Consider the following 24705-nt stretch of genomic DNA (forward strand, 5'->3'; position numbering starts at 1 on the left):
GTGACTCAAATTTTTGATTCGGTATCTTTCCTCAAGACAGTCACTCATCAGCCTGGCGTTTATCGTATGTATAACGCCGAGGCTGTTGTTATTTATGTCGGTAAAGCCAAAGATCTCAAAAAACGCCTCTCAAGCTATTTCCGCAAAAAAGTTGACAGCGAAAAAACCAAAGCACTGGTGAGTAATATTGCCAAAATTGATGTGACCGTGACGCACACCGAAACGGAAGCGCTGATTCTTGAGCATAATTACATTAAGCAATATTTGCCGAAGTATAATGTCCTGCTGCGAGACGATAAGTCTTATCCCTATATTTTCCTTAGTGCCCATCGCCATCCTAGGATCTCTCTGCATCGTGGTGCTAAGAAGAGAAAAGGCGAGTATTTCGGACCTTATCCGGACTCAGGTGCAGTACGTGAAACCTTGCACTTGATCCAGAAAATTTTCCCGGTGAGACAGTGTGAAGACACCGTTTATGCTAACCGAACGCGTCCTTGTTTGATGTACCAGATTGGTCGCTGTGCGGGCCCTTGTGTCAGTAGCGTCATTTCTGATGTCGACTATGCAGAGCTGGTGGGTTACTTACGTCTATTTTTACAAGGTAAAGATAACCAAGTTCTAGAGCTCCTAGTGCAAAAAATGGAGATTGCGAGCCAGCAACTTAAGTTTGAGGATGCGGCAAAATTTCGTGATCAGATCCAAGCGATTCGTCGCGTTCAGGAACAACAATATGTTTCGGAAGATAGCCAAGAAGATATGGATGTGCTCGGTTTTGCACAAGAAAATGGTATTGCATGCATCCATATCTTGATGATTCGCCAAGGTAAGGTACTGGGAAGTCGCAGTCATTTCCCCAAGATTCCTCAAAACACCAATGCGCAAGAAGTGTTTGATAGCTTTTTGACGCAATACTATTTGAGCCACAACGAAGCTCGGACGATTCCATCGCGCATCATTCTAAATCAGGAACTGGCTGCGGATGTTGAGGCGATTCAGTTGGCGCTCAGTGATGTCGCTGGGCGGAAAGTACAATTTCATACCTCGCCATCAGGGTCACGTGGTCGTTACCTCAAATTGTCCAATACCAATGCGCTGACGGCAATGACGACCAAAATCAATCATAAAATGACGATTAATCAACGCTTTAAGGCGTTACGTGACGTTCTTGCGATGGACTCGATTGCTCGCATGGAGTGTTTCGATATTTCTCATACCATGGGCGAAAGCACGATTGCCTCATGCGTGGTGTTCAACAGTGAAGGTCCGGTAAAGCAAGAGTATCGTCGCTACAACATTACCGGAATCACTGGTGGTGATGATTATGCAGCCATGGGGCAAGCTCTAGAGCGTCGTTACGCCAAACAACTGGATGTCGAGAAAATTCCAGACATTATTTTTATTGATGGTGGTAAAGGGCAACTCAATCGAGCGCACGAAATCATCGCGCAATACTGGGGAGATTGGCCGAAGCGGCCCGTGATGATCGGCATCGCAAAAGGAGTCACTCGTAAACCAGGTTTGGAAACTTTGATTACGGTTGATGGCGATGAGTTTCATCTACCAAGTGATGATCCGGCCCTACATTTAATCCAGCACATTCGTGATGAGAGCCACAATCATGCCATCGCAGGGCACAGAGCGAAGCGAGGAAAAACACGTAAAACGAGTGCGTTAGAGGGCATTGAAGGCGTAGGGCCTAAACGACGTCAGGCGCTGTTGAAATACACAGGGGGCTTACAAGAGCTCAAGCGTGCAAGTGTTGAAGAAATCGCCAAAGTGCCGGGCATTAGTCACTCTTTGGCAGAAATTATCTATCAAGCATTGAAACAATAGTGAAAATCCAGCACCATTAGCGCGCAAAGTGTAAGAGAATAATAATATGCGTTTGAACATCCCCAACATATTGTCATTGATGAGATTATTTCTCATCCCTGTGTTTGTCGTAGCGTTTTATCTTCCCTATTCATGGGCTCCTTTTGCTGCGGCAATGGTGTTTTGGGTTGCCGGTTTTACCGATTGGCTTGATGGGATGCTAGCAAGAAAACTCGGTCAAACGTCGCGTTTCGGTGCGTTTATTGATCCAGTGGCGGATAAAGTACTAGTGGCGACCGCTTTGATTTTGATTACCGAACATTACCATTCCATCTGGGTAACGATTCCAGCCGTGACAATGATTGCAAGGGAAATCATCATTTCAGCACTGCGTGAGTGGATGGCAGAAATTGGTAAGCGAGCCAGTGTTGCGGTTTCTTGGGTGGGTAAGGTAAAAACCGTGAGTCAAATGTTTGCGCTTTGGGTACTAATCTGGCGTTATGACGACTGGATGATCTGGTTAGGCTTTGGTGCATTGTACATTGCCACTTTCTTAACATACTGGTCGATGGTGCAGTATTTGACGGCTGCGAAAGATGACCTATTAAATGAAGAACATCACTAATACAGAGAAAGCGGGCGCAAGCCCGTTTTTTTATGCTTGAAATTCCTAAGTGTTTACCAAGAGCAGACGACGCAAGCTTAGGATTATTCTAACTATCTTCTCTTCTTTTTAGATAAAAGCTGCCTTTAAAATAAGCAATTTGCAGTGTTTAGCACATTTTGTGCTCAAACGATTTAAAAAACAAAAAAATAGTGTTGACTCGATCTGATGAATGGGTAGAATGCATCCCGTACCCAAGAGAGGAAAGCTTCTTAAAGGTCATGTAAGGCGCGTTGGCAGAGGGGCTATGCAGCGGATTGCAAATCCGTGGACCTCGGTTCGACTCCGGGACGCGCCTCCATTTGCGACACTAGCTCAGTTGGTAGAGCGCAACCTTGCCAAGGTTGAGGTCACGAGTTCGAACCTCGTGTGTCGCTCCACTTTCTCAAGTGGATGAAATAGCTTTTATCGTGCTTAACGATAATATTACGGACGCGGGATGGAGCAGCTTGGTAGCTCGTCGGGCTCATAACCCGAAGGTCGTTGGTTCAAATCCAGCTCCCGCAACCAATTTCAAAGCTCTCACTGTGCTTAACGGTGACACAATACGGACGCGGGGTGGAGCAGCTTGGTAGCTCGTCGGGCTCATAACCCGAAGGTCGTTGGTTCAAATCCAGCTCCCGCAACCAATTTCAAAGCTCTCACTGTGCTTAACGGTGACACAATACGGACGCGGGGTGGAGCAGCTTGGTAGCTCGTCGGGCTCATAACCCGAAGGTCGTCGGTTCAAATCCGGCCCCCGCAACCAATTTTCGGACGATGACAATTCCTTGTTTTGTGCGAAAGATGCTATCCCGTCATGCAATGAGGCGGTGATCATCACCTTCTGTACTGCTCTTTCAATAATGCTGCGAAGCATGAATCCCTAAAATGAAACTTATATCCGATATAGATATTCGGATGTTTTTGTCGTTTCCTTTCTAGCTCAATTATCACTATCTCTGCTAAGTGCAGGCAGGTAGCCTCTTTACGTTGTTCATTAACAGACTTATCCACAGAAAGTTAGATGTGGATAACTTGGTTGATAACAATATCTAATGAACACTTTCTTCTTGACAATAGAGGATCATTTAAGATTACAGTGATCGTGCACTCTTGATGTTGATTGATAAGTTGTTGTTTTTGAATGGTAATGTCGTATTTTTTTTTATTCTGTGGTGTTGTTTTTTGATCACTAAGCTTGACTTTATTGATCCTAGTCATTGATTGGATATGTGTTTAACTTTTTTTTAGTGCCACTTTCTGAGAGGCTCTGTCAATTTTTTCCACATTGTAAAATTTGAGATGGAAATCAAATATTACTGCGTAAAAATGTGTCGCCACTATCTTGCATCTCTTGGAAGTCCTTTATCGACAATACGTATTAGTCTTTGCTTTTTCATATCGAACTGAAACTCACTGCGTTGAGTCAGTTGCTCTTGCAGGGCCCATTCAATATGTTCATCGAGAAGTGCGCTTAGCCCTTTGCGTTGCTGTAGTGCGTCAATAATACTGGGTGACAGCGGTGCATTGCCCATCGCAATAGCAATGTTTCTTAACCACTGGATATGTCCAATTCGGCGAATTGCTGAACCTTCCATGTTTTTTAGAAAAGTCCCCTCGTCCCATGAAAAAAGTTCGACCAAATCGGCATTAGTGAGCGCTTCTCGTCGATGAAAATCGCCTTCAGTGGTGAGTTCGGCATAGCGATTCCACGGACAAACGAGTTGGCAATCATCGCAGCCATAGATCCGGTTTCCGATGGCTTTACGAAATTCCGGTGCGATCACGCCTGAGTGCTCGATGGTGAGATAGGAGATGCAGCGACGCGCATCGACCACTTGGTTCTCAACAATCGCTTGAGTTGGGCAGGAGGTAATGCATGCTTGGCATTTGCCACAGTGATCTTCGCTAGGCTGGTCGATTGGAAGTGGAAGATCGATAAGTAACTCTCCCAGAAAAAACCAAGAGCCGGCTTCTTTATCGAGGATTAATGAGTGCTTCCCTGTCCAGCCTAATCCGGCTTTTTGCGCGAGTGGTCTTTCTAAAATGGGGGCGGAGTCAACGAAAGGTCGATAGCCAAATTGACCTACTTCGTTTTCAATCTTTTTTGCTAGTGCACTAAGTTGTTTGCGAACCAGTTTGTGGTAATCGCGCCCCAAGGCATAGCGGCTGATATAAGCTTGTGTAGGGTCAGATAAATTCGAAGCAAATTGAGCCTGAGGAGGCAGGTAATCCATACGAACGCTGATGACACGTATGGTACCGGGTAGTAATTCTGCAGGGCGAGCGCGCATCATACCGTGTCTCGCCATCCAATCCATGGTGCCGTGGTAACCAGAATCGAGCCATTTTTGTAATTGGGCTTCATGCTCACTCAAATCAATATCGCAGATCCCGACTTTTTGGAAGCCGAGTTCTTTGCCCCATAATTTGATTTGTTGTGCGAGCTGATGGTAATCCATGATGACTGTCTGTTAAAAAACGGACGCGGATCTTACTGGATCTTAGCTTAAGGTTCTACTCTAACCCTCGATCTAGAGCGATTTTTCGTTGAAATGACATTTGGGTGCTTGTCTCTCAAAATGGACACGGTTTACTATTCGTGTTCTTTTGATTTTTATATAGTCAACTTCGACATTCAGAGATACATGATCATGAACGTAAAACAGTTCGAACTGAAAGATGAGCAGGCTACCGTTCTGCTTGGAACACAACTTGCCCATCTTTGCTCCCAACAAACCACGATTTACTTACATGGTGATCTTGGTGCTGGAAAAACCACCTTTAGTCGTGGTTTTGTGAGAGCGCTTGGTCATGCAGGTAATGTAAAAAGCCCTACTTACACTTTGGTAGAGCCTTATCAGTTGGCTGATTGGCAAGTATACCACTTTGATCTTTATCGATTAGCCGATCCCGAGGAACTCGAGTTCATGGGCATTCGCGACTATTTTACTCACGATGCGATCTGTTTGGTGGAGTGGCCTGAAAAGGGTGAAGGTCTTCTTCCCAAGCCGGATCTTGATATTGATATTCGTTACCACGGCGAACAGCGTATCGCACAAGTAAAAGCAAACAATGATTACGGCCTGAAACTGCTCAGTAAATTGGAGTTATGTTGAGTTTAAAGCGCATTCGAAATGCAGCAGTCTGGCTGTCTGCACTCTATATTCTGATTCCTTCTCTTGTATGGGCCAATGTTTTACAAGGCGTGAGGGTATGGCCTGCACCGGATGAAACTCGAGTGGTGGTGGATTTAGCGGATGAAGCAAACTTCAGCTATTTTTCATTGACCAAACCCGATCGTTTAGTGGTGGATCTGAAAAGCACATCACTCAAAACTAAATTGCCGATTGCTGTTAGTGATAGCCCAGTGCTGTCTCGCATCCGTCAAAGTTCGCCACCAGAGTCTGGCACTTATCGCTTGGTGTTTGAACTTAAGAAAAGTACATCAGCGGAGCTTTTTAAACTGGCTCCAACCCCCGGAGGCGATTACGGACATCGCCTAGTGATCGACTTACCACATAACGCTCGTAGTGCTACATCCGCCACACCTAGCTCAAAACCGCAAGCTGTGAGCAAAGAGATTCAGTCAGTCCAGCATGCGGAGGAAATTCTTATTGTGATTGACCCAGGGCATGGTGGTGAAGACCCCGGTTCAATAGGTCCAACGCGTCGTTATGAAAAGAACGCTACGTTGAGTATTTCACACAAAATTGCTGCAGAGCTCAACGCGGTCCCTGGTATCAAAACCAAACTGACACGTTCTGGTGATTATTTTGTTAATCTGAACCGTCGTGTGGCGATTGCGCGTGAAAATGACGCACATTTGCTGATTTCTGTGCATGCCGACGCCTTTACTTCTCCGCAACCGCGCGGTGGCTCAGTGTTCGTGTTGAACACCCGTCGAGCCAATACGGAAATTGCCCGATGGGTAGAGAACCATGAGAAACAGTCCGAAATATTAGGCGGTTCCGGAGCGGCTTTCAGCAATATTAACGATAAGAATGTCAACCAGACATTGCTCGATCTGCAATTTAGCCATTCTCAGAAAGAGGGTTACAAACTCGCGACCGAAATTTTGTCGGAAATGGGGAAAGTTGCCGAGTTGCATAACAGCCAACCAATTAATACCAGCCTTGCTGTGTTGCGTTCACCGCAGATTCCTTCAGTTTTGGTCGAAACGGGGTTCATCTCAAACCCGACTGAGGAAAAGTTGTTGTTTCAGCGAGCACACCAAGACAAATTGGCCAAAGCGATCGCTAAAGCGGTGCTCAAGTATCTGAAAGATAACCCACCTGAAGGTACGGTGTTTGCTTCCAGCGCCAAACCTATCGTTCACACGGTGAAACAAGGTGAGTCATTGAGTGTGATTGCCCAACGTTACGGCACTTCAACGCAAGCGATCATGCAAGACAATCAGCTTAAGTCATCAAGCTTATCGATTGGTCAAAACCTAAAAATTCAGCGTGGGGTGCCAAGTTCTAAAGTGATCGCCGCTCAACCGAATACTGTGGAAACAAAGACCATCACCCATAAAGTGGATAGAGGGGAGTTTTTGGGCATGATTGCGGATCGATATAAGGTATCAGTGGCAGATATTCGCAAAGAGAACAAGCTCAAAACCGATACACTTTGGGTGGGGCAGACGCTAAAGATTACGGTGAACTTGAAGGATCAACCGATCCGAAGACATACGGTTGCTCGTGGTGAGTTTCTTAGCAAAATCGCTGCGAAGTACGATGTTAGTGTGTCGAGCATTCGCCAAGCCAACAACTTGCGTTCAGATGAGCTTGCCATTGGCCAAGTGCTGATTATTCCAAATAAGTAGGCAAAGAGATGACGATCCGGATATTACCAGCACGTTTGGCCAACCAGATAGCGGCTGGTGAAGTGGTTGAACGCCCCGCTTCTGTGGTCAAAGAACTAGTGGAAAACAGCCTCGATTCAGGGGCGACTAAGATTGACATCGATATCGAGAAAGGCGGCGCAAAGCTGATTCGTATCCGTGACAACGGTTCTGGCATTGTGAAAGATGAGCTTGGCCTTGCACTAAGCCGACACGCGACCTCAAAAATCCACACCTTGGACGATCTGGAAGCGATTATGAGTCTTGGTTTTCGTGGTGAAGCGTTAGCCAGTATCAGTTCAGTATCGCGATTAACCCTCACCTCTCGCCCTGCAACGCAAGAACAAGCGTGGAGTGCTTATGCGGAAGGGCGAGATATGCAGGTGAAACTGCAGCCTAGCGCTCACCCAATTGGTACCACCGTTGAAGTGGTCGATCTGTTTTTTAACACCCCTGCCAGACGCAAATTTCTTCGTACTGAGAAAACTGAATTTGCCCATATTGATGAGCTGCTCAAACGGATTGCACTCAGCCGCTTTGATGTGTCGATAACCTTACGCCACAACGGCAAAGTGATCCGCCAATATCGTGCCGCACACAACGATCTTCAGGCGGAAAAACGCTTAGCCACTGTTTGTGGTCAAGCGTTTGTACGTTGCATGCTGAAAATAGAGCTAGAACATCAAGGCCTCAAACTTCATGGTTGGATCACCACGCCAGAAGGGGCTCGCCAGCAAAGTGATCTGCAATATTGTTATGTGAATGGCCGGATGATGCGCGACAAGCTCATCAATCATGCCATTCGCCAAAGCTACGAGACGAGCTTAAAGCCTGAGCAATTTGCCGCTTACGTCCTATTCATTGAGTTGGACCCACATCAAGTTGACGTCAACGTTCATCCTGCCAAACATGAAGTGCGCTTCCATCAAGCCCGCTTGGTACATGATTTTATCTATCAAGCACTTGCAAGTGCGTTGGCGCAAAGTGACAGTATCGAGCAGCCGCAAATCAATGAGTCAGCTTTTCATTATCAAGTCGAGCCAGAAGTTGAACCACTCGGTCGCTTTCCTGCCGAAAGTAATGAGGTTCCACAATCGGTTTATCACGCCATTGAAAAAGCGCCAGCCTATCCACGAAAAGCAGGACAAGAGCAACAGTTGCAGCAACGGGCACCTTTGGAAAGCTCGCTCTCTAGTGAACAAGGCTGTGAAGTTTCACCTGCGCCACACAATGAGCGCCATGTTTGGATGGAGTCACGATCCCCTGCGCGTCATACATCATCTTCAAATCAGAGTGAACGCTATGGCGAGCCAGCACCCAGCAAACAGCAAGTCAAAGCGTATGCGGAGTTACTTCATACCCCGGATTTTCCGGCCCAGAATGTGGAATGTGATCCGTCGCCCTCCATCGCCTCTCCAGTCCAAGAGTTAGGGAAGGCGGTGTCCGTGGTGGCGCAACGTTATCTTTTGACGACAACGAAGGCGGGGTGCCAACTGGTTTCTCTTGCTCGCGCAGAGTTCTATCGAACCTTTGGGCAACTGAATGGTGATAAAGCGACATTGAAGTCTCAGCCTTTGTTGGTGCCGCTTTCGCTAAAACTGGAAAAAGGGTTGGTTCATGCCGCGCAAGAGCATCAAGATCGTTTTGCTCGGATGGGGATCCTCTTCAAAATGCGTAATGAGAAAGCCCTGATGGTGATGGGGGTGCCTGCGCCATTAAGACAACAAAATTTACAACTTCTTATTCCAGATCTGTTATCTTACGCCGCTTCGCAAGCCCAGAAGAAAGAGCTGACACAAAATGACACGGCGATGGCGCAGTGGTTGGCGTTGCGTGTGGCAAAAGTGAAAAGCCACTATACACTTTCTGAGGCGATACAAATTATTTCGGAACTCGAACAACTCTGGCAAGAGAAGCTCCCGCTACAGGATGCTCAACTGGTCACGAGTGTCGATTTCTCGGCAACGATTGCACAACTGACATGACACCATGACTGAACAATTACCTTTAGCTCTGTTTTTAATGGGGCCGACAGCATCGGGAAAAACGGAATTAGCAATCCGATTGCGTCAACGATATCCAGTTGAACTTATCAGTGTCGACTCTGCTCTAATTTACAAGGGAATGGATATTGGCACTGCCAAACCTGATGAACGCGAGCAACAACTGGCACCGCATCGTTTGATCGATATTTTGGAACCGACCGAAGCCTATTCAGCGGCTGATTTTCGTCGTGATGCACTTGAGGCAATGAACGAAATCGTCGCACAAGGCAAAATTCCATTGCTTGTAGGTGGAACTATGCTCTATTTCAAAGCGTTACTCGAAGGTTTGTCACCACTTCCTGCTGCAAATGCTGAAATCCGTCAGCAAATTGAGCAAGAAGCATTGACGAAAGGTTGGTCAGTATTGCACGATGAGTTGCAAATGATTGATCCTGTATCGGCCGCGAGAATACATCCGAATGATCCGCAAAGATTATCGCGAGCATTGGAAGTTTATCGGATTTCAGGTAAAACTCTTACTGAGCTGACGGAAACGAAAGGGGAAAGTTTACCGTTTCGTGTCAAGCAGTTCGCAATAGCTCCCAAGGAAAGGGCAGAGCTCCATCGTCGTATTGAACTGCGTTTCGATAAAATGATGGAAGCAGGTTTTGAAGACGAAATGAAAACCTTGTATACACGCAAGGATCTTCATCCGGATCTCCCTTCCATTCGGTGTGTAGGCTATCGACAGATGTGGGACTATTTAGATGGAAATTGCACTTTAGACGAAGCGATTTATCGTGGCGTTTGTGCGACCCGTCAATTGGCCAAGCGACAAATTACCTGGTTGCGCAGCTGGGATAATTTAACTTGGTTGGATAGCGAAAACATTGAACAGTCACTAGAAACTCTTTCAGAAGCCATAGCATCTGATAGAGATAGCTGTGTATAATGTGATCGTTTTTGCGTGAATACACTCTACGAAGGATCAGTACTGGTAACTTACCGTTTAAGCTGCTAGTAACTAAGAGTGTTTTTTGTTCGTTTAGCTCAGATGCAAAGGCATTTTCTTTTGCAGTGCACCACTAGCTAAATAATTACAACTACAAATTAAATAAGGAAAATAAAATGGCTAAGGGGCAATCTCTACAAGACCCATTTCTAAATGCACTCCGTCGTGAGCGTATCCCGGTATCGATTTACCTAGTAAACGGTATCAAGCTGCAAGGTCAGATCGAATCGTTCGATCAATTTGTGATCCTGCTGAAGAATACAGTAAACCAAATGGTTTATAAGCACGCTATTTCAACTGTGGTTCCTGCTCGTCCAGTGAGTCATCACAGTGGTGAGCGTGGTTCAGATCGTCCAAACGACAAATCAGAAGATTAATTTCGTTATCGATCATTTAAACACTTTAAGGAGTTGATTGCTTGTTTGACCGTTATGAATCCGGTGAGCGAGCCGTACTTGTTCATGTCAACTTCACGCAAAAAGGCGAGTGGGAAGACCTTGCAGAATGTGAATTGTTGGTTTCATCCTCGGGGGTAGAAACATTACAAGTTATCACTGCAAGTCGTCAGGCACCACACGCCAAATACTACGTCGGAGAGGGAAAGGCTCAGGAAATTGCAAAAGCTGTGCAAATCACTGGGGCTGAAATTGTGATATTCAATCACGCCCTCTCTCCTGCCCAAGAGCGCAACCTCGAAAGATTGTGTCAGTGTCGAGTCATCGACCGTACCGGTCTGATTCTGGATATTTTCGCCCAACGAGCTCGAACTCATGAAGGTAAACTTCAAGTGGAGTTAGCTCAGCTTCGACATATTTCCACTCGTTTGATTCGTGGTTGGACGCACCTTGAAAGGCAAAAAGGTGGTATCGGTTTGCGTGGACCTGGGGAAACTCAGCTTGAAACGGACCGCCGCTTACTGCGTGAACGCATTAAGGCGATTTTGCGTCGTTTAGAGAAAGTTGCGAAGCAGCGTGAACAGGGGCGTCGTGCCCGAAATCGTGCAGAAATCCCGACGATCTCTTTGGTTGGTTATACCAACGCGGGAAAATCGACATTGTTCAACCGCATTACCGAAGCCGGAGTTTACGCTGCGGATCAGTTATTTGCCACACTTGATCCGACATTACGTAAGATCGAGCTAGCGGATGTTGGCCCTGCAATTCTTGCAGATACTGTAGGGTTTATCCGCCACCTACCTCACGATTTGGTGGCTGCCTTCAAAGCAACCTTGCAAGAAACGCAAGAAGCTGACATTTTGTTACATGTTGTTGATGCCAGTGATGAGCGTTTTCGTGAGAATATTCAAGCTGTTCACGTAGTTCTAGAAGAAATCGATGCTCACGAGATTCCTACACTCGTGGTAATGAACAAGATCGACAATATGGAAGACCAACGTCCACGTATTGAGCGCGACGATGAGGGGATTCCTCGCGTGGTTTGGCTTTCTGCGATGGATGGTCAAGGCATTGATCTTCTGTTTGAAGCACTGACGGAGCGCCTCGCGTCCGCTATGGTTGAGTGTCAGTTGCGAATCCCGCCACAGCATCAAGGTCGGTTTCGTAGTACATTCTTCCAAATGAAGTGTATTCAACAAGAAGAGTATGATCTGGATGGTAACTTGTTGATCGATATTCGAATGCAACAAGTAGATTGGTCTAGACTTGAAAAAAGAGAAGGGGCAGTTTTGCGTGACTTTATCGTCACTTAAAGGACTGCTACAGTATAACGTCATATCAAATGATGGAGCTTTCTAATGGCGTGGAATGAGCCTGGAAATAACAACGGCAACAATGGCCGCGATAATGACCCTTGGGGTAATAATAATCGTGGTGGTCAGCGTCCGGGAGGACGAGACCAAGGGCCGCCGGATTTGGATGAAGTGTTTAATAAACTGAGTCAAAAGCTGGGTGGTAAGTTTGGCAACAAGGGAGGGCGTGGGCCTTCAATTGGTGGTGGCGGTGCAATTGGCTTTGGTGTCATTGCCGTTATTGCAGTACTTGTCTGGGTTTTCGCTGGCTTCTACACCATTGGTGAAGCAGAGCGTGGTGTGGTGTTACGCTTAGGTAAGTATGACCGCATCGTGGATCCAGGTTTGAACTGGCGTCCACGCTTTATCGATGAAGTTACACCCGTTAACGTTCAAGCGATTCGCTCATTACGTTCATCAGGTACGATGTTGACCAAAGATGAGAACGTTGTGACGGTATCGATGGATGTTCAGTACCGTGTTGCGGATCCTTACAAATATCTGTTCCGAGTGACTAACGCGGATGACAGCTTGCGTCAAGCGACAGACTCGGCACTGCGTGCCGTGATCGGTGATTCACTGATGGACAGTATTTTGACCAGTGGTCGTCAGCAGATTCGTCAAAGTACACAACAAACGCTAAATCAAATCATTGACAGCTATGACATGGGCTTAGTGATTGTGGATGTGAACTTCCAGTCGGCTCGTCCGCCTGAGCAAGTAAAAGATGCGTTTGATGATGCGATTGCAGCGCGCGAGGATGAAGAGCGTTTTATTCGTGAAGCGGAAGCGTACAAAAACGAAATTCTGCCAAAAGCAACGGGTCGTGCTGAGCGTCTGAAGAAAGAAGCTCAAGGTTACAGCGAACGCACTATCAACGAAGCGTTGGGTCAAGTGGCTCAGTTTGAAAAATTGCTGCCTGAATACCAAGCTGCGCCGAAAGTTACTCGTGATCGTCTCTACCTAGATACGATGGAAGAGGTGTATTCAAGTACTTCTAAGGTACTGATCGACTCAGAATCAAGTGGCAACCTTTTGTATTTGCCGATTGATAAGTTGGCGGGGCAAGGTACTCAAACCGATACCAAGCGTAAAGCGAAATCTTCTTCAACTTACGATCAGATCCAATTGGAATCAGAGTCAACAAGTGATGATGCTCAAAACTCGCAGTCTCGTTCAACAGGTTCACGTCAAGGGAGATACTAAGAATGCGTAAGTTAATGATCCCTGTACTGGTTCTTGTACTGGCAGCACTACTGATGTCGCTGTTTGTCATCCCAGAAGGTGAACGTGGTATTGTGGTGCGTTTTGGTCGAGTACTCAAAGATACCAATGACGTTACCCGAGTTTACGAACCGGGTTTGCATTTCAAAATGCCGTTGTTTGATCGCGTGAGAACGTTAGATGCACGTATTCAGACAATGGACGGACGTTCAGACCGTTTCGTGACGTCAGAGAAAAAAGACGTCATCATCGATTCGTATGTGAAATGGCGTATTGAGGATTTCGGTCGTTACTATCTAGCAACGGGGGGTGGTAACACGCTAACCGCTGAAGCGTTACTTGAGCGTAAAGTGACCGACGTTTTGCGTGCAGAAATCGGTGCTCGTGAGATCAAACAGATTGTTTCTGGTCCACGTAACGGTGATGTGTTGCCAGAAAGCGTGACCAGCGCAGAAGTGAGTACTGAAGCGGCTCGCCAAGCTCTGGAGATCGATGGTGAACGTGACCTGATCATGTCGAATGTATTGAAGGATACGCGTGAAAGTGCCATGAAAGACTTGGGTGTTCGCGTGGTGGACTTCCGTATGAAGAAAATCAATCTTCCGGATGAAATCAGTGAGTCTATCTACCGTCGTATGCGCGCAGAGCGTGAGTCAGTGGCGCGTAAGCACCGTTCTCAAGGCCGTGAGAAAGCGGAAGTTATCCGTGCACAAGCGGAGTTAGAAGTGGCGACGATTCTGGCTGAAGCAGACAAAACAGCGCGTGTAACACGCGGTGAAGCAGATGCAAAAGCAGCGAAGATCTACTCGGACTCTTACAACAAAGATCCTGAATTCTTTAGTTTTATGCGCTCTCTAAAAGCCTATGAGAAGTCATTTGGATCTAAGAGCGATATTCTGGTACTGGATCCTAAGAGTGAGTTCTTCCAATACATGAATAACGCAAAAGGTGCTGAAAAGTAATTGAGTGGTGAAAGCTAAGCAATAGCTTGAGTGCGCAGTAACTCAGCAGCGCTAGACGACTAAACGTTGAAAGCGATATCGATGCCAGTCAGACTTTCTGACTGGCATTTTTTCTTTGGCTTTCTAGTACTTAGAATGCAACTTCCTCAAGTAGTAATAGAACCATACCTTCTGCCGAATGGCATCGCTAATCATGGTGCGTGATCTCTATCCGTGTGTGTTTGAGCTATTGAAGTTGACCGATTTGGTCTTTTGAGGCGTATACTGAAATAGGCTTGTGTTGTCTTGGTCGATGAAGCGACGGCCTACGAGGGAAATATCCCAATAAGGAGACAGATCATGAAAGCAATATTTTCGACCGCAATTCTTATTTTGCTGGTTGGCTGCGTTCAAACCCCATTACCTCAGTCGGAGCAAGTATCAGATTGGCACCGCTTTGGCGAAGAAACTGCGTTGGATGGTAAGTTAGCTTTGAGTGAGGCTCGTTTACTCAAGTTGGCACAACCACGTGAGCTTTCCACTTCTTTGCTGACGTCATATCAAATGGGCTATCAAGAAGGTAAACAGCAGTACTGCCAACAGAATGCGTATTTGTTGGGAGTGATTGGTAAGCCTTACTACGGCATTTGTGATGATGTTGACCCTTTCTTCAAGCAAGACTACGTCTCTGGTCAAATGTCGACGGCTGGGGGTTTGTAAGAACAAAAAAGCGGTGATGATCAAAAAGAGCTGTGTTCACACAGCTCTTTTGTCTTTCAATGGGCAAGGATTATTTGTTCTGTGCACGTTGGTAAGAATCTAAGATCTCTTTACGCGCTGCTTCCACGTCTTCCCAGCCATCCACTTTGACCCACTTACCCGATTCAAGCTCTTTGTAGCGCTCAAAGAAGTGGGTGATCTGCGCTTTCAACAATTCAGGAAGATCGTTGACATCTTGGATGTGATCATACTCTTTGGACAGTTTTGAGTGAGGTACCGCGACGACTTTGGCATCTTCACCGGATTCATCCGTCATTTTAAGCACGCCCACCGGGCGACAACGGATAACCGAACCTGGCATCAATGGGTAAGGGGTTGGGACCAACACATCGACTGGGTCGCCATCCAGCGAAAGGGTATGGTTAACGTAGCCATAGTTGCATGGGTAGAACATCGGCGCTGACATAAAGCGATCAACGAACACCGCGCCAGACTCTTTGTCCACTTCGTATTTGATCGGATCCGCGTTGGCTGGGATCTCAATAACCACATACAGATCATCAGGCAGTGATTTGCCCGCCGGGACGTTATTTAAACTCATGAGTGATTTCCTTTTCTTTAGTTTTTGGGCTGAACGGTGATAATTTAGCCGCAAACAGGCAGAGCTGTAAACCGAGTGCGTTGGGCTTTCCAAAGTGGCTAACAAAAAGCGCCTGCTGTTGCAGGCGCTTTGTCTCATTCTTTAGGCTTCGTCACGGTGAATTTCTAAAAACTCTTCGACTTTTTTCACCATATTGGTGGAGCCGACGAAGAAAGGCACGCGTTGATGTAATTCCGTTGGTTTGATATCGAGGATACGTTTTATGCCATCTGAGGCCAACCCGCCTGCTTGTTCAATCAAAAAGGCCATCGGGTTGCATTCATACAGCAAACGCAGCTTACCCTGAGGGTGGCTTTGTGTGCTTGGGTAAAGATAGATACCGCCTTTGAGTAGATTGCGATGGAAATCAGCGACTAAAGAACCAATGTAGCGTGAGGTGTAAGGACGGCCATCTTCTGGCACATTTTCCTGACAATACTTAATGTATTTCTTCACGCCCATAGGGAAGCGAATGTAGTTGCCTTCGTTAATCGAGTAGATCTTGCCATCTTTCGGGATCATCATATTTTCGTGCGACAGACAGAAGGTGCCGAGTGATGGATCGTAGGTGAAACCATTCACGCCATTGCCCGTGGTGTACACCAACATGGTGGAAGAGCCGTAAATGATGTAACCCGCGGCGACTTGTTTGTGTCCTGGTTGCAAGAAGTCTTCTTGAGTAGGAGGGGTGCCAATAGGAGAAACTCGACGGTAGATAGAGAAAATGGTGCCGACAGAAACGTTAACGTCGATGTTCGATGACCCATCAAGAGGGTCCATCAACACCACGTATTTGGCGTTTTTGTTTAGTTCTTTGTTAAAAGCGACCGCTTCATCTTCTTCTTCACTCGCTACGCCACACACTTGGTCGCGTGCTTCGAGTGCCGATTTAAACTTCTCATTGGCGTAGACATCCAACTTTTGTTGGACTTCACCTTGTATATTCTCTGCTCCTGCCGCGCCAGTGATATCAACGAGACCCGCTTTGTTGATTTCACGGTTAACGATTTTGGCCGCCAAGCGAATCGACGACAAAAGGGAAGAGAGATCACCGCTAGCGTGGGGGAAGTCCGCTTGTTTCTCAACAATGAACTCGCCAAGGGTGCGCATTCCAGACATGTTATTTCCTTAAACTTCGCTGAATAATGTTGGGGGAATTTGAGCGGCATCTCTTGATGGATGTGACGAAGGTTATCGTTTGCGCTCGAAGTAAGTGTAAGGTTTAGATCTTATTAATGGTAATGAAGTAACCGACGCAGATCTCAATTTGTTTGTCGAGTGCAACGGGTTGATTACATCCTTGGGTTCGATAAACCTAAGCGCTAATACGTGTAAATAATGGTCAGAAAAGCGTGAAAACTGGGCGAGTTGTGGCAGAAGCCAAACAAAGCCGCTCGCTTTTCTTATGGTTATCATGATAATGAGACGGTAGAAATTATTCAGATGGCAGGACTCAATTGATGCATATTCATATCTTGGGAATTTGCGGCACTTTTATGGGTGGCGCGGCAATTTTAGCTCGACAGTTAGGCCACAAAGTGACCGGTTCTGACGCGAACGTTTACCCACCGATGAGCACCTTGCTTGAATCTCAAGGTATTGAAATTATTGAAGGCTTTGACCCTTCGCAACTCAATCCTGCGCCAGATCTTGTGGTGATTGGTAATGCCATGAGCCGAGGTAACCCTTGTGTTGAATATGTGTTGAATCACAACCTGCGTTACACCTCCGGGCCGCAGTGGTTACAGGAGTTTTTGTTGCATGACCGCTGGGTATTGGCGGTATCGGGCACACATGGCAAAACCACTACCTCGAGCATGCTGGCGTGGATTTTGGAAGATTGTGGTTACCAGCCGGGATTTCTTGTTGGTGGCGTGCTCGGTAACTTCGGTGTCTCCGCGCGTTTAGGCGAAAGCATGTTTTTTGTGGTCGAAGCCGACGAATATGACAGTGCTTTTTTCGACAAGCGATCTAAGTTTGTGCATTACCATCCTCGCACCTTGATCATGAATAACCTAGAGTTTGATCATGCAGACATCTTTGATGATCTTGAAGCGAGCAAGCGACAATTCCACCACTTAGTGCGTACTGTTCCTGGTAATGGCCGTATTTTGGCGCCCAAGCAAGACGGCGCATTAGCGGATGTGTTGTCACGAGGCTGCTGGAGTGACCAGGAGTTTTCTGGTCAGGACGGCGAGTGGCAAGCGGTCAAACTCAGCAAAGATGGTTCACACTTTGAAGTGTGGCTGCAGGGTGAGCAAGTAGGCACGGTGCAATGGGACTTAGTCGGCGATCATAATGTCGATAATGCGTTGATGGCGATCGCAGCGGCGCGCCATGTGGGTGTGACGCCAGATCTGGCTTGTGAGGCACTAGGGCGCTTTATTAATACCAAGCGTCGCCTAGAGCTGAAAGGGGAAATCAATGGCGTGGCGGTGTATGACGATTTTGCCCATCACCCAACCGCGATTGAACTGACGCTCGCTGGTTTACGTAATAAGGTGGGCGATAAGAAAATCATCGCGGTACTGGAGCCACGCTCAGCCACCATGAAACGTGGCGTGCACAAAGAGACTTTGGCGGCTTCACTCAAGCAGGCGGATGAAGTGTTCCTTTACCAACCAGAGTCAATTGCTTGGTCGGTGCAGGATGTGGCGGCTCAATGTCAGCAACCGGCATTCACCAGTGATAACATTGACCAGTTTGTGGCGAACATTGCGCAGCGCGCCGAGGTAGGAACGCAGATTTTGGTCATGAGCAATGGCGGTTTTGAGGGTATTCACGGTAAATTACTGACCGCTTTAGAGAAATCAACGCGCTAGAAAATACATACATTAGATGAGCATGAGAAACCAAGAAAAATCGATCACGTTAGCCTTTACGGGCGCCTCTGGCGCGCCTTATGGGTTACGTTTATTACAGCAATTACTGGCGGCAGACTACCGTGTCTACCTGCTGATCTCTTCTGCGGCAAGAGTGGTATTGGCAACCGAGCATGGTCTCAAACTGCCAGCCAATCCTGACGCCGCGCAGCAAGCGCTGGTGGCCCATTTGGCTTGTGATGCCGACAAGCTGGTGGTGTGTGGTAAAGACGATTGGTTCTCACCAGTGGCTTCGGGCTCGGCTGCCCCTAAGCAGATGGTGGTTTGCCCTTGCTCGGCAGGGAGTGTCGCGGCGATTGCTCATGGCATGTCAGACAATTTAATTGAGCGTGCCGCTGATGTGGTGATGAAAGAGCGTGGCCAATTGATTTTGGTGGTGCGTGAAACGCCCTTTTCGACCTTGCATCTTGAAAATATGCACAAGCTTTCGCAGTTAGGTGTCACTATCATGCCCGCCGCGCCCGGTTTCTATCATCAACCTAAGTCGATTGAAGACTTGGTGGATTTTATGGTGGCGCGCATTCTCGATCATCTCGGCATTGAACAGGTTTTGGTGCCGCGTTGGGGATACGATCATCGCAATGACGGTGACTCTGTATAGCCAAGAGAGGTCATTCCGATTACAATCCGAACCACTCATCGGGGAGCTTATCTGTGTGCATCACAGAGGCTGAGATTAGGCCAGTGCCTAGGACCCGTAAACCTGAACCAGATAATGCTGGCGTAGGAATTGAGTCGGGATTAATTAGCAAGGACGATTAACACCTACCTCAAGCCTGTGCCGCTCAACTCATGCCAAATGGAGAGCGAGCAGTGAAACACACTCTAAACCTGATAGCCCTAGCGTCAATCACGTCAATGATGGGCATCTCTTCTTCTGCACTTGCGGCGGACAAAACCTTAACCATTTACACCTACGATTCTTTTGCGGCCGATTGGGGCCCAGGCCCGACAGTCGAAAAAGCATTTGAAGCTCAGTGTGGCTGCGACGTGAATTTTGTCGCGCTGGACGATGGGGTGTCAATTCTCAACCGCTTGCGTTTAGAAGGCAGCAATACCAAAGCGGATATTGTTTTAGGTTTGGACAATAATTTGATGGCAGAAGCTAAAGCCACAGGGTTGTTGGCGCCACATCAAGTGAACCCCCAAGCGCTGTCGTTGCCAAATGGTTGGGCTGACGACACGTTTATTCCTTATGACTACGGTTACTTTGCGTTTGTTTACAACAAAGACAAACTGGCGAATCCCCCCAAAAGTTTAAAAGAGCTGGTTGAGTCGCGCGACGATCTGAAAGTCATCTACCAAGACCCTCGCACTTCAACGCCCGGTCAAGGTTTGATGCTGTGGATGAAGTCGGTGTATGGCGATGACGTGACGGGCGCATGGCAGCAACTGGCGAAGAAAACCGTGACGGTCACGAAAGGTTGGTCGGAAGCGTATTCGATGTTCCTCAAAGGCGAATCGGACATGGTGCTCTCTTACACCACCTCACCTGCGTACCACCTGATTGCCGAAAATGATGCGCAATATGCCGCGGCGGGTTTTAGTGAAGGGCACTACATGCAAGTGGAAGTCGCCGCAAAAGTGAAAAGTAGCCAGAACTCAGCGCTGGCTGATCAGTTTATGAGTTTCATTTTGAGCGATGAGTTCCAAGGTGCGATGCCTACGGGCAACTGGATGTATCCGGTAACGAATGTTGTTTTGCCTGAAGGTTATAGCAGTTTGACGGTGCCTGAGAAGGCGTTGAGTTTCAGTGCGGAAGAGGTAGCGAAGCAGCGTAAAGCTTGGATTCGCGAATGGCAAAGCGCGTTGACGTTTTAAGGCGTCGCATTGAATTCGGTTCCTAAATTGGGCATTGGGGTCGCGATGATCATCGCGACCTTTGTTGTTTCTGCTCTCTCGGCGCTCTTGTTGGCGACGCCGACGCTGGATCTCACGGCGGTATGGCAAGATCCTTATTACCGCCATGTTACGCAATTTAGTTTTCTTCAAGCGACGCTGTCGATGCTGCTGAGTGTCGGTTTGGCGCTTCCTGTCGCACACGCCTTGTCTCGGCGACATTTTGTTGGCCGCTCGCTATTGCTCAAATTGTTTGCGTCAACTTTAGTGCTGCCAGTATTGGTAGGCGTGTTTGGCTTGTTGGCCATTTATGGGAACAGTGGTTGGTTGGCGAGTGTATTGGCGAGCTTTGACGCCAAATTGCCCTTTTCGATCTACGGATTGAGCGGCATTTTGCTCGCGCACGTGTTTTTCAATTTGCCGTATGCAGCGCGATTGCTGCTGCAAACCTTAGAGTCGATTCCGGCAGAGCAGCACAAATTGGCGGCTCATCTTGGTATGAACAGCTGGCAGAAGTTTCGTTGGGTCGAATGGCCGCGATTGCGCCAGCAACTGCCACATGTGTGTGGCTTAGTGTTCATGCTTTGCTTCACCAGCTTTGCCACGGTCATGGCCCTCGGTGGCGGCCCAAAATCGACCACCATCGAACTGGCTATCTACCAAGCGATAAAATTTGATTTTGACTTACAAGCTGGAGCGCTACTGGCGATCTGGCAAATGCTATTGTGTAGCTTGCTGGTGTTGGCGTTGCAGCGATTGACTAAACCGCTGCCTGTCTCGGTTGGTAGCCACACCCGTTTCGTTCAATTAACCCCAGCTTCTAAGCGTCATTTGATGTGGGATTATGCGTGGATAGCACTGGCGACACTGCTGGTGGTTCCGCCGCTGCTGTTTGTGGTGGCCAGCGGGATAAACAGCAAGCTCCCCGACGTGATCAGTGATGGTCGATTTTGGTCCGCTCTGGGGGCCTCGTTACGTGTGGCGTTTGGCGCCGCCACGTTAGCCGTGGGCGCGGCGATTGCTATTTTGCTCACCAGTCGTGCATGGCGGTTGCGTGGTCTACGATACCCCGCAGACGGCATTGAGATGGTGGGCACCATCATCTTAGTGACGCCAGGTTTGGTGGTGAGTACGGGGCTGTTTTTATTGCTGCGCAGTTTTGCAGATGTGTTCAGTTTGGCGCTGTTGATCGTCATCATCGTCAACAGTTTGATGGCATTACCGTACGCCATTAAAACGCTCGCTCAGCCGATGTTGCATTGCGAGCAGCAGTACCAATACTTGGCTGCCACACTGGGCTTAAGCGGGTGGAATCGTTTTAAAATCGTTGAGTGGCGCGCACTGCGTAAACCTTTCGCCAATGCGTTTGCGCTCTGTTTTATGTTTTCCATAGGTGATTTGAGCGCAATTGCCTTATTTGGTAGCCAAGATTTTCGTACCCTACCGCTCTATCTGTACCAGTTACTCGGCAGTTATCAAATGGAGGCGGCAGCGGTGGTGTCACTCACGTTATTGCTGCTGAGTGTCGGCTGTTTTGCCCTGAGTGAGTCCTTACTCAGCACCAAATCGAATCAACATCAGGAGAAGGCGCCATGCTAACGCTGCAACAGGTGCATTATTACTATCATCAAGATCTGTTTGCTTTTGATTTAGAGGTAGAAGCAGGCAGTATTGTGGCGTTGATGGGGCCAAGTGGGGCCGGAAAGTCAACCTTGCTGGCACTGCTGGCGGGGTTCATTGCGCCTCAGTCGGGCCAAATGGCATTGGATGGGCGCTTGCTCAATACGCTTTCTCCTGCGCAGCGTCCTTTCTCGATGTTGTTTCAAGAACACAATTTGTTTGCTCATCTCACGGTGCGCGACAACATTGCGTTGGGATTGCATCCCGGTTTGAAACTGACGTCGCAGCAACAAAAGCAAGTGGAGCAAGCGGCAAAGCAGGTTGGCATTGAAGCCTATTTAGATCGGCTGCCTGAACAGCTCTCTGGTGGTCAGCGACAGCGAGTGGCCCTTGCACGTTGTTTTGTCCAGCCCAACCCAATTTGGTTACTGGATGAGCCGTTTTCCGCACTTGATCCAGTCTTGCGTGAAGAAATGCTCTCGCTCGTCAAACTGCTGGCGCAAGAGCGCGCCATTACGGTCTTGATGGTGACACATCATTTAAGTGATGCACGTGCCATTGCTAGCCACTTTGCCTACATAGATAAGGGCACCATTGCCGCGCATGGACCCATTGCGAGCCTCAATGAAAAGCACAGCCACCCAGAGTTGGTAGAGTTTTTCCAAGCCGCAGTATGATAGATAAAAGGCGGCATGTGGTGCGGAGATAAAAAAGGTTGGCAGTGCGCCAACCTTTTTTCATATCCTCAACAGCGTCGCTGTTACGGTTTTAACTCGTTTTCGATCGAGTCTGACACCGCATCATCATTAAGCTCTTTTAAGATTTGAAAGATTTCACGATACGACTTTGGTGGTTTGTTCGCCTGTCTCTCTTTTGTCGCCATACGAGCTAACTGGCGCAAACGCTGGCGATCTGCTTTAGGGTAAAGGGCAACCACATCATCAATTGCACTGTCACCTTGTTCAACAATACGCTCACGCAGCGTTTCTAACTTATGCAGCACGGCGGTGCTTTGTGAGTGCTTGTTACGGATTTTGTCCAGCGCCGCTTGAATTGGTTCTGGATCTTCTTGGCGCATCACTTTACCAATGTATTGCAACTGGCGACGACGTGCTTCGTTTTTAAAACGCTGCGCATCTTTGATTGCATCAAGTAACTCTTCGCTGATTGGGAACTTAGCCAGCACCGAAGGTTTGAGTTCCACTAACTCTTCACCCAACTTCTGTAGCGCGTCCATATCACGCTTCATCTCAGACTTACTAACTAAGATGAACTCTTCTTCCGGTTCCCATGGCGCTTTTTGGTTTTTACGGGCCATCTTTTCTGCCTATATCACTTTCTCAAAATAAGATTAGCCCTATTTTAACAAGAATCGTGGGGAGAAAGCGAAATTCTTGTTATTCTTATGCCATTACAAATCAAAGATGATTGAGATATGGATGTAAAACAGCAAGTTGCTCAGCAAAGAGTTGAGCTCGAAGCCGCGGTTGCCAAAGCGCTCGCGCTGGCAGCGCAACATAGCGATGGTGCTGAAGTTGCGATCAACAAAACCACGGGCTTAAGTGTTTCGACTCGCATGTGTGAAGTAGAAAACGTCGAGTTTAACAGTGATGGCGCTTTAGGCATTACGGTTTATCGTGGTCAGCGTAAAGGCAGCGCATCAACCTCAGATCTCAGTGAAAAAGCGATTGAACAGACCGTCTTGGCGGCCTTGGATATTGCGCAGTACACATCGGAAGATCCTTGTGCTGGGCCTGCACCAGCAGAACTGATGGTGAAGAACATCCCTGATTTGGACTTGTTCCATCCTGACACGCCAGATCCAGATTACGCTGCCAAAGTTGCCATCGCAGCAGAAGAACACGCACTCAACTATAGCGACAAAATCAAGCAGAGTGATGGTGCGAGTTACGACAGCCATTACGGCGTTCGCGTCTACGGCAACAGCCACGGCTTACTGGCAAGTTATGCCTCGAGTCGCCACAGCATCAGTTGTTGTGTGATTGGTGAAGGTAAAAATGGCGAAATGGAGCGTGACTACAGCTATACCGTCGCTCGTCATCGCGATGACATGTGGACACCGGAGCAAGTGGGTCGCGAAGCGGCACAAAAAACCATAGAACGTTTAGATGCACGCAAGCTAAAAACAGGCAAATACCCGGTGATGTTTGCCGCGGATGTGGCAACCGGGCTTATCGGTCATTTAGTGATGGCGATCAGTGGCGGTAACTTGTATCGCAAATCGTCTTTCTTACTTGATCATTTGGGCAAGCAAGTGCTGCCAGAGTGGTTCAATATCTCTGAGCGTCCGCATATTCTGCGTGGTTTGGCATCGAGCCCATTCGACAGCGAAGGGGTTTACACGCAAGATCGCGAAATCATCACCGATGGTGTGCTCGCCACTTATCTGCTCACCAGTTACGCTGCGCGTAAAATGAATATGGCGCCAACGGGGCATGCAGGTGGTATCCACAACTGGTTTGTGCAATCGACAGGACAAGACTTCCAACAGATGCTCAAAGAGCTGGGGACTGGTCTACTGGTCACTGAAGTGATGGGACAAGGGGTCAACGTAGTGACTGGTGATTACTCGCGTGGCGCAGCAGGTTTCTGGGTGGAAAACGGTGAACTGCAGTTCCCTGTTTCTGAAATTACGGTTGCGGGGAACTTGAAAGAGATGTTCCAGAAAATTGTTGCGGTCGGTAGCGATGTAGAAACGCGTTCGCAAATTCAAACCGGTTCTATTTTGCTTGAATCGATGAAGATCGCAGGCGAATAAGTGTTTCTCGCA

General features: G+C 47.8%; 21 protein-coding genes, 5 tRNA genes and 1 riboswitch. Of the genes, 22 read left to right on the forward strand and 4 right to left on the reverse strand.

All coding sequences use genetic code 11. The features are described from left to right. The 7 genes from uvrC to FC652_RS03955 all read left to right on the forward strand — a co-directional run bounded on the left by uvrC (position 1) and on the right by FC652_RS03955 (position 3224). Positions 1-1833 carry an excinuclease ABC subunit UvrC gene (gene uvrC, locus FC652_RS03925; RefSeq protein WP_176297553.1) on the forward strand — a complete coding sequence of 611 codons (1833 nt, stop codon included), beginning with the start codon at positions 1-3 and terminating at the stop codon, positions 1831-1833. Positions 1834-1879: 46 nt separating this feature from the next. Continuing rightward, positions 1880-2437: a CDP-diacylglycerol--glycerol-3-phosphate 3-phosphatidyltransferase gene (gene pgsA, locus FC652_RS03930; protein ID WP_176297554.1), complete on the forward strand. Its 558-nt coding sequence runs from the start codon at positions 1880-1882 to the stop codon at positions 2435-2437. Positions 2438-2703: 266 nt separating this feature from the next. Beyond that, a tRNA-Cys gene (locus FC652_RS03935) sits at positions 2704-2777 on the forward strand. 3 nt (positions 2778-2780) lie between these two features. Continuing rightward, positions 2781-2856 (forward strand) — tRNA-Gly (locus FC652_RS03940). 53 nt (positions 2857-2909) lie between these two features. Beyond that, positions 2910-2986 (forward strand) — tRNA-Met (locus tag FC652_RS03945). Between the two features lie 42 nt (positions 2987-3028). Further along, positions 3029-3105, forward strand: a tRNA-Met gene (locus tag FC652_RS03950). 42 nt (positions 3106-3147) lie between these two features. Further along, a tRNA-Met gene (locus tag FC652_RS03955) sits at positions 3148-3224 on the forward strand. A 574-nt stretch (positions 3225-3798) separates the two neighbouring features. Here the strand turns inward: FC652_RS03955 and queG are convergent. Beyond that, the gene (queG, locus tag FC652_RS03960; RefSeq protein WP_176297555.1) at positions 3799-4920 is read right to left on the reverse strand and encodes a tRNA epoxyqueuosine(34) reductase QueG; all 1122 of its coding nucleotides are present in this window, start codon (positions 4918-4920) and stop codon (positions 3799-3801) included. A gap of 192 nt (positions 4921-5112) precedes the next feature. Here queG and tsaE point away from each other — a divergent pair, with 192 nt between their 5' ends. From tsaE to FC652_RS04005, 9 genes are all read left to right on the forward strand, one after another. Beyond that, positions 5113-5577, forward strand: coding sequence for a tRNA (adenosine(37)-N6)-threonylcarbamoyltransferase complex ATPase subunit type 1 TsaE (tsaE, locus tag FC652_RS03965; protein ID WP_176297556.1), 465 nt, complete (start codon positions 5113-5115; stop codon positions 5575-5577). Continuing rightward, entirely contained in the window at positions 5571-7286 is a 1716-nt protein-coding gene (locus FC652_RS03970; protein WP_176297557.1) for an N-acetylmuramoyl-L-alanine amidase, read from the forward strand. The genes tsaE and FC652_RS03970 overlap by 7 nt, the downstream gene beginning before the upstream one ends. An 8-nt stretch (positions 7287-7294) precedes the next feature. Next, a complete protein-coding gene (gene mutL, locus FC652_RS03975) occupies positions 7295-9289 on the forward strand; it encodes a DNA mismatch repair endonuclease MutL (protein ID WP_176297558.1) in 1995 nt (664 codons plus the stop codon). Positions 9290-9293: 4 nt separating this feature from the next. Beyond that, a complete protein-coding gene (gene miaA / locus FC652_RS03980) occupies positions 9294-10241 on the forward strand; it encodes a tRNA (adenosine(37)-N6)-dimethylallyltransferase MiaA (protein WP_176297559.1) in 948 nt (315 codons plus the stop codon). A gap of 176 nt (positions 10242-10417) precedes the next feature. After that, positions 10418-10678, forward strand: a complete 261-nt coding sequence (gene hfq / locus FC652_RS03985; RefSeq protein WP_176297560.1) for an RNA chaperone Hfq — start codon at positions 10418-10420, stop codon at positions 10676-10678. Between the two features lie 41 nt (positions 10679-10719). Continuing rightward, on the forward strand, positions 10720-12009 hold the full coding sequence (hflX, locus tag FC652_RS03990) for a ribosome rescue GTPase HflX (protein ID WP_176297561.1): 1290 nt from the start codon (positions 10720-10722) through the stop codon (positions 12007-12009). 45 nt (positions 12010-12054) lie between these two features. Beyond that, positions 12055-13254 carry an FtsH protease activity modulator HflK gene (hflK, locus tag FC652_RS03995; RefSeq protein WP_176297562.1) on the forward strand — a complete coding sequence of 400 codons (1200 nt, stop codon included), beginning with the start codon at positions 12055-12057 and terminating at the stop codon, positions 13252-13254. A 2-nt stretch (positions 13255-13256) separates the two neighbouring features. After that, positions 13257-14234: a protease modulator HflC gene (hflC, locus tag FC652_RS04000; RefSeq protein ID WP_176297563.1), complete on the forward strand. Its 978-nt coding sequence runs from the start codon at positions 13257-13259 to the stop codon at positions 14232-14234. 339 nt (positions 14235-14573) lie between these two features. Continuing rightward, a complete protein-coding gene (locus tag FC652_RS04005) occupies positions 14574-14933 on the forward strand; it encodes a DUF2799 domain-containing protein (protein WP_176297564.1) in 360 nt (119 codons plus the stop codon). A 70-nt stretch (positions 14934-15003) separates the two neighbouring features. Here the strand turns inward: FC652_RS04005 and ppa are convergent, their stop codons facing one another. Further along, complete coding sequence (gene ppa, locus FC652_RS04010) at positions 15004-15534, reverse strand: inorganic diphosphatase (protein ID WP_011078784.1); 531 nt, start codon at positions 15532-15534, stop codon at positions 15004-15006. Positions 15535-15675: 141 nt separating this feature from the next. After that, positions 15676-16692 (reverse strand): class 1 fructose-bisphosphatase, encoded by a 1017-nt coding sequence (gene fbp, locus FC652_RS04015; RefSeq protein WP_176297565.1) that lies wholly within the window; start codon positions 16690-16692, stop codon positions 15676-15678. Positions 16693-17033: 341 nt separating this feature from the next. Between fbp and mpl the strand changes: the two genes are divergently transcribed. From mpl to thiQ, 5 genes are all read left to right on the forward strand, one after another. Continuing rightward, positions 17034-18395 carry a UDP-N-acetylmuramate:L-alanyl-gamma-D-glutamyl-meso-diaminopimelate ligase gene (mpl, locus tag FC652_RS04020; RefSeq protein ID WP_176297566.1) on the forward strand — a complete coding sequence of 454 codons (1362 nt, stop codon included), beginning with the start codon at positions 17034-17036 and terminating at the stop codon, positions 18393-18395. A gap of 22 nt (positions 18396-18417) precedes the next feature. Further along, on the forward strand, positions 18418-19056 hold the full coding sequence (locus FC652_RS04025; RefSeq protein ID WP_176297567.1) for a flavin prenyltransferase UbiX: 639 nt from the start codon (positions 18418-18420) through the stop codon (positions 19054-19056). 29 nt (positions 19057-19085) lie between these two features. Then, positions 19086-19202: riboswitch (TPP riboswitch) on the forward strand. A 66-nt stretch (positions 19203-19268) separates the two neighbouring features. Next, entirely contained in the window at positions 19269-20276 is a 1008-nt protein-coding gene (thiB, locus tag FC652_RS04030) for a thiamine ABC transporter substrate binding subunit (RefSeq protein WP_176297568.1), read from the forward strand. A 9-nt stretch (positions 20277-20285) separates the two neighbouring features. Then, the gene (gene thiP, locus FC652_RS04035; protein WP_072604230.1) at positions 20286-21893 is read left to right on the forward strand and encodes a thiamine/thiamine pyrophosphate ABC transporter permease ThiP; all 1608 of its coding nucleotides are present in this window, start codon (positions 20286-20288) and stop codon (positions 21891-21893) included. Beyond that, the gene (gene thiQ / locus FC652_RS04040; RefSeq protein ID WP_176297569.1) at positions 21887-22591 is read left to right on the forward strand and encodes a thiamine ABC transporter ATP-binding protein; all 705 of its coding nucleotides are present in this window, start codon (positions 21887-21889) and stop codon (positions 22589-22591) included. Before thiP ends, thiQ begins: the two co-directional genes overlap by 7 nt. Before the next feature lie 83 nt (positions 22592-22674). On the opposite strand, the gene yjgA is transcribed toward thiQ, so the two are convergent. Further along, on the reverse strand, positions 22675-23232 hold the full coding sequence (yjgA, locus tag FC652_RS04045; protein ID WP_176297570.1) for a ribosome biogenesis factor YjgA: 558 nt from the start codon (positions 23230-23232) through the stop codon (positions 22675-22677). 117 nt (positions 23233-23349) lie between these two features. Between yjgA and pmbA the strand changes: the two genes are divergently transcribed. Then, positions 23350-24693, forward strand: a complete 1344-nt coding sequence (gene pmbA / locus FC652_RS04050) for a metalloprotease PmbA (protein WP_176297571.1) — start codon at positions 23350-23352, stop codon at positions 24691-24693. Positions 24694-24705: the final 12 nt, after the last annotated feature.

It is taken from the genome of Vibrio sp. 05-20-BW147 (assembly GCF_013369385.1).
GTDB lineage: Bacteria > Pseudomonadota > Gammaproteobacteria > Enterobacterales > Vibrionaceae > Vibrio > Vibrio floridensis.

Coding starts and splice junctions, on each gene's coding strand:
- FC652_RS04005 (WP_176297564.1), top strand. CDS start 14,574: ATGAAAGCAATATTTTCGACCGCAATTCTTATTTTGCTGGTTGGCTGC.
- pgsA (WP_176297554.1), top strand. CDS start 1,880: ATGCGTTTGAACATCCCCAACATATTGTCATTGATGAGATTATTTCTC.
- mutL (WP_176297558.1), top strand. CDS start 7,295: ATGACGATCCGGATATTACCAGCACGTTTGGCCAACCAGATAGCGGCT.
- FC652_RS04025 (WP_176297567.1), top strand. CDS start 18,418: ATGAGAAACCAAGAAAAATCGATCACGTTAGCCTTTACGGGCGCCTCT.
- queG (WP_176297555.1), bottom strand. CDS start 4,920: ATGGATTACCATCAGCTCGCACAACAAATCAAATTATGGGGCAAAGAA.
- pmbA (WP_176297571.1), top strand. CDS start 23,350: ATGGATGTAAAACAGCAAGTTGCTCAGCAAAGAGTTGAGCTCGAAGCC.
- hflC (WP_176297563.1), top strand. CDS start 13,257: ATGCGTAAGTTAATGATCCCTGTACTGGTTCTTGTACTGGCAGCACTA.
- tsaE (WP_176297556.1), top strand. CDS start 5,113: ATGAACGTAAAACAGTTCGAACTGAAAGATGAGCAGGCTACCGTTCTG.
- miaA (WP_176297559.1), top strand. CDS start 9,294: ATGACTGAACAATTACCTTTAGCTCTGTTTTTAATGGGGCCGACAGCA.
- ppa (WP_011078784.1), bottom strand. CDS start 15,534: ATGAGTTTAAATAACGTCCCGGCGGGCAAATCACTGCCTGATGATCTG.
- FC652_RS03970 (WP_176297557.1), top strand. CDS start 5,571: ATGTTGAGTTTAAAGCGCATTCGAAATGCAGCAGTCTGGCTGTCTGCA.
- hflK (WP_176297562.1), top strand. CDS start 12,055: ATGGCGTGGAATGAGCCTGGAAATAACAACGGCAACAATGGCCGCGAT.
- hfq (WP_176297560.1), top strand. CDS start 10,418: ATGGCTAAGGGGCAATCTCTACAAGACCCATTTCTAAATGCACTCCGT.
- thiQ (WP_176297569.1), top strand. CDS start 21,887: ATGCTAACGCTGCAACAGGTGCATTATTACTATCATCAAGATCTGTTT.
- mpl (WP_176297566.1), top strand. CDS start 17,034: ATGCATATTCATATCTTGGGAATTTGCGGCACTTTTATGGGTGGCGCG.
- fbp (WP_176297565.1), bottom strand. CDS start 16,692: ATGTCTGGAATGCGCACCCTTGGCGAGTTCATTGTTGAGAAACAAGCG.
- yjgA (WP_176297570.1), bottom strand. CDS start 23,232: ATGGCCCGTAAAAACCAAAAAGCGCCATGGGAACCGGAAGAAGAGTTC.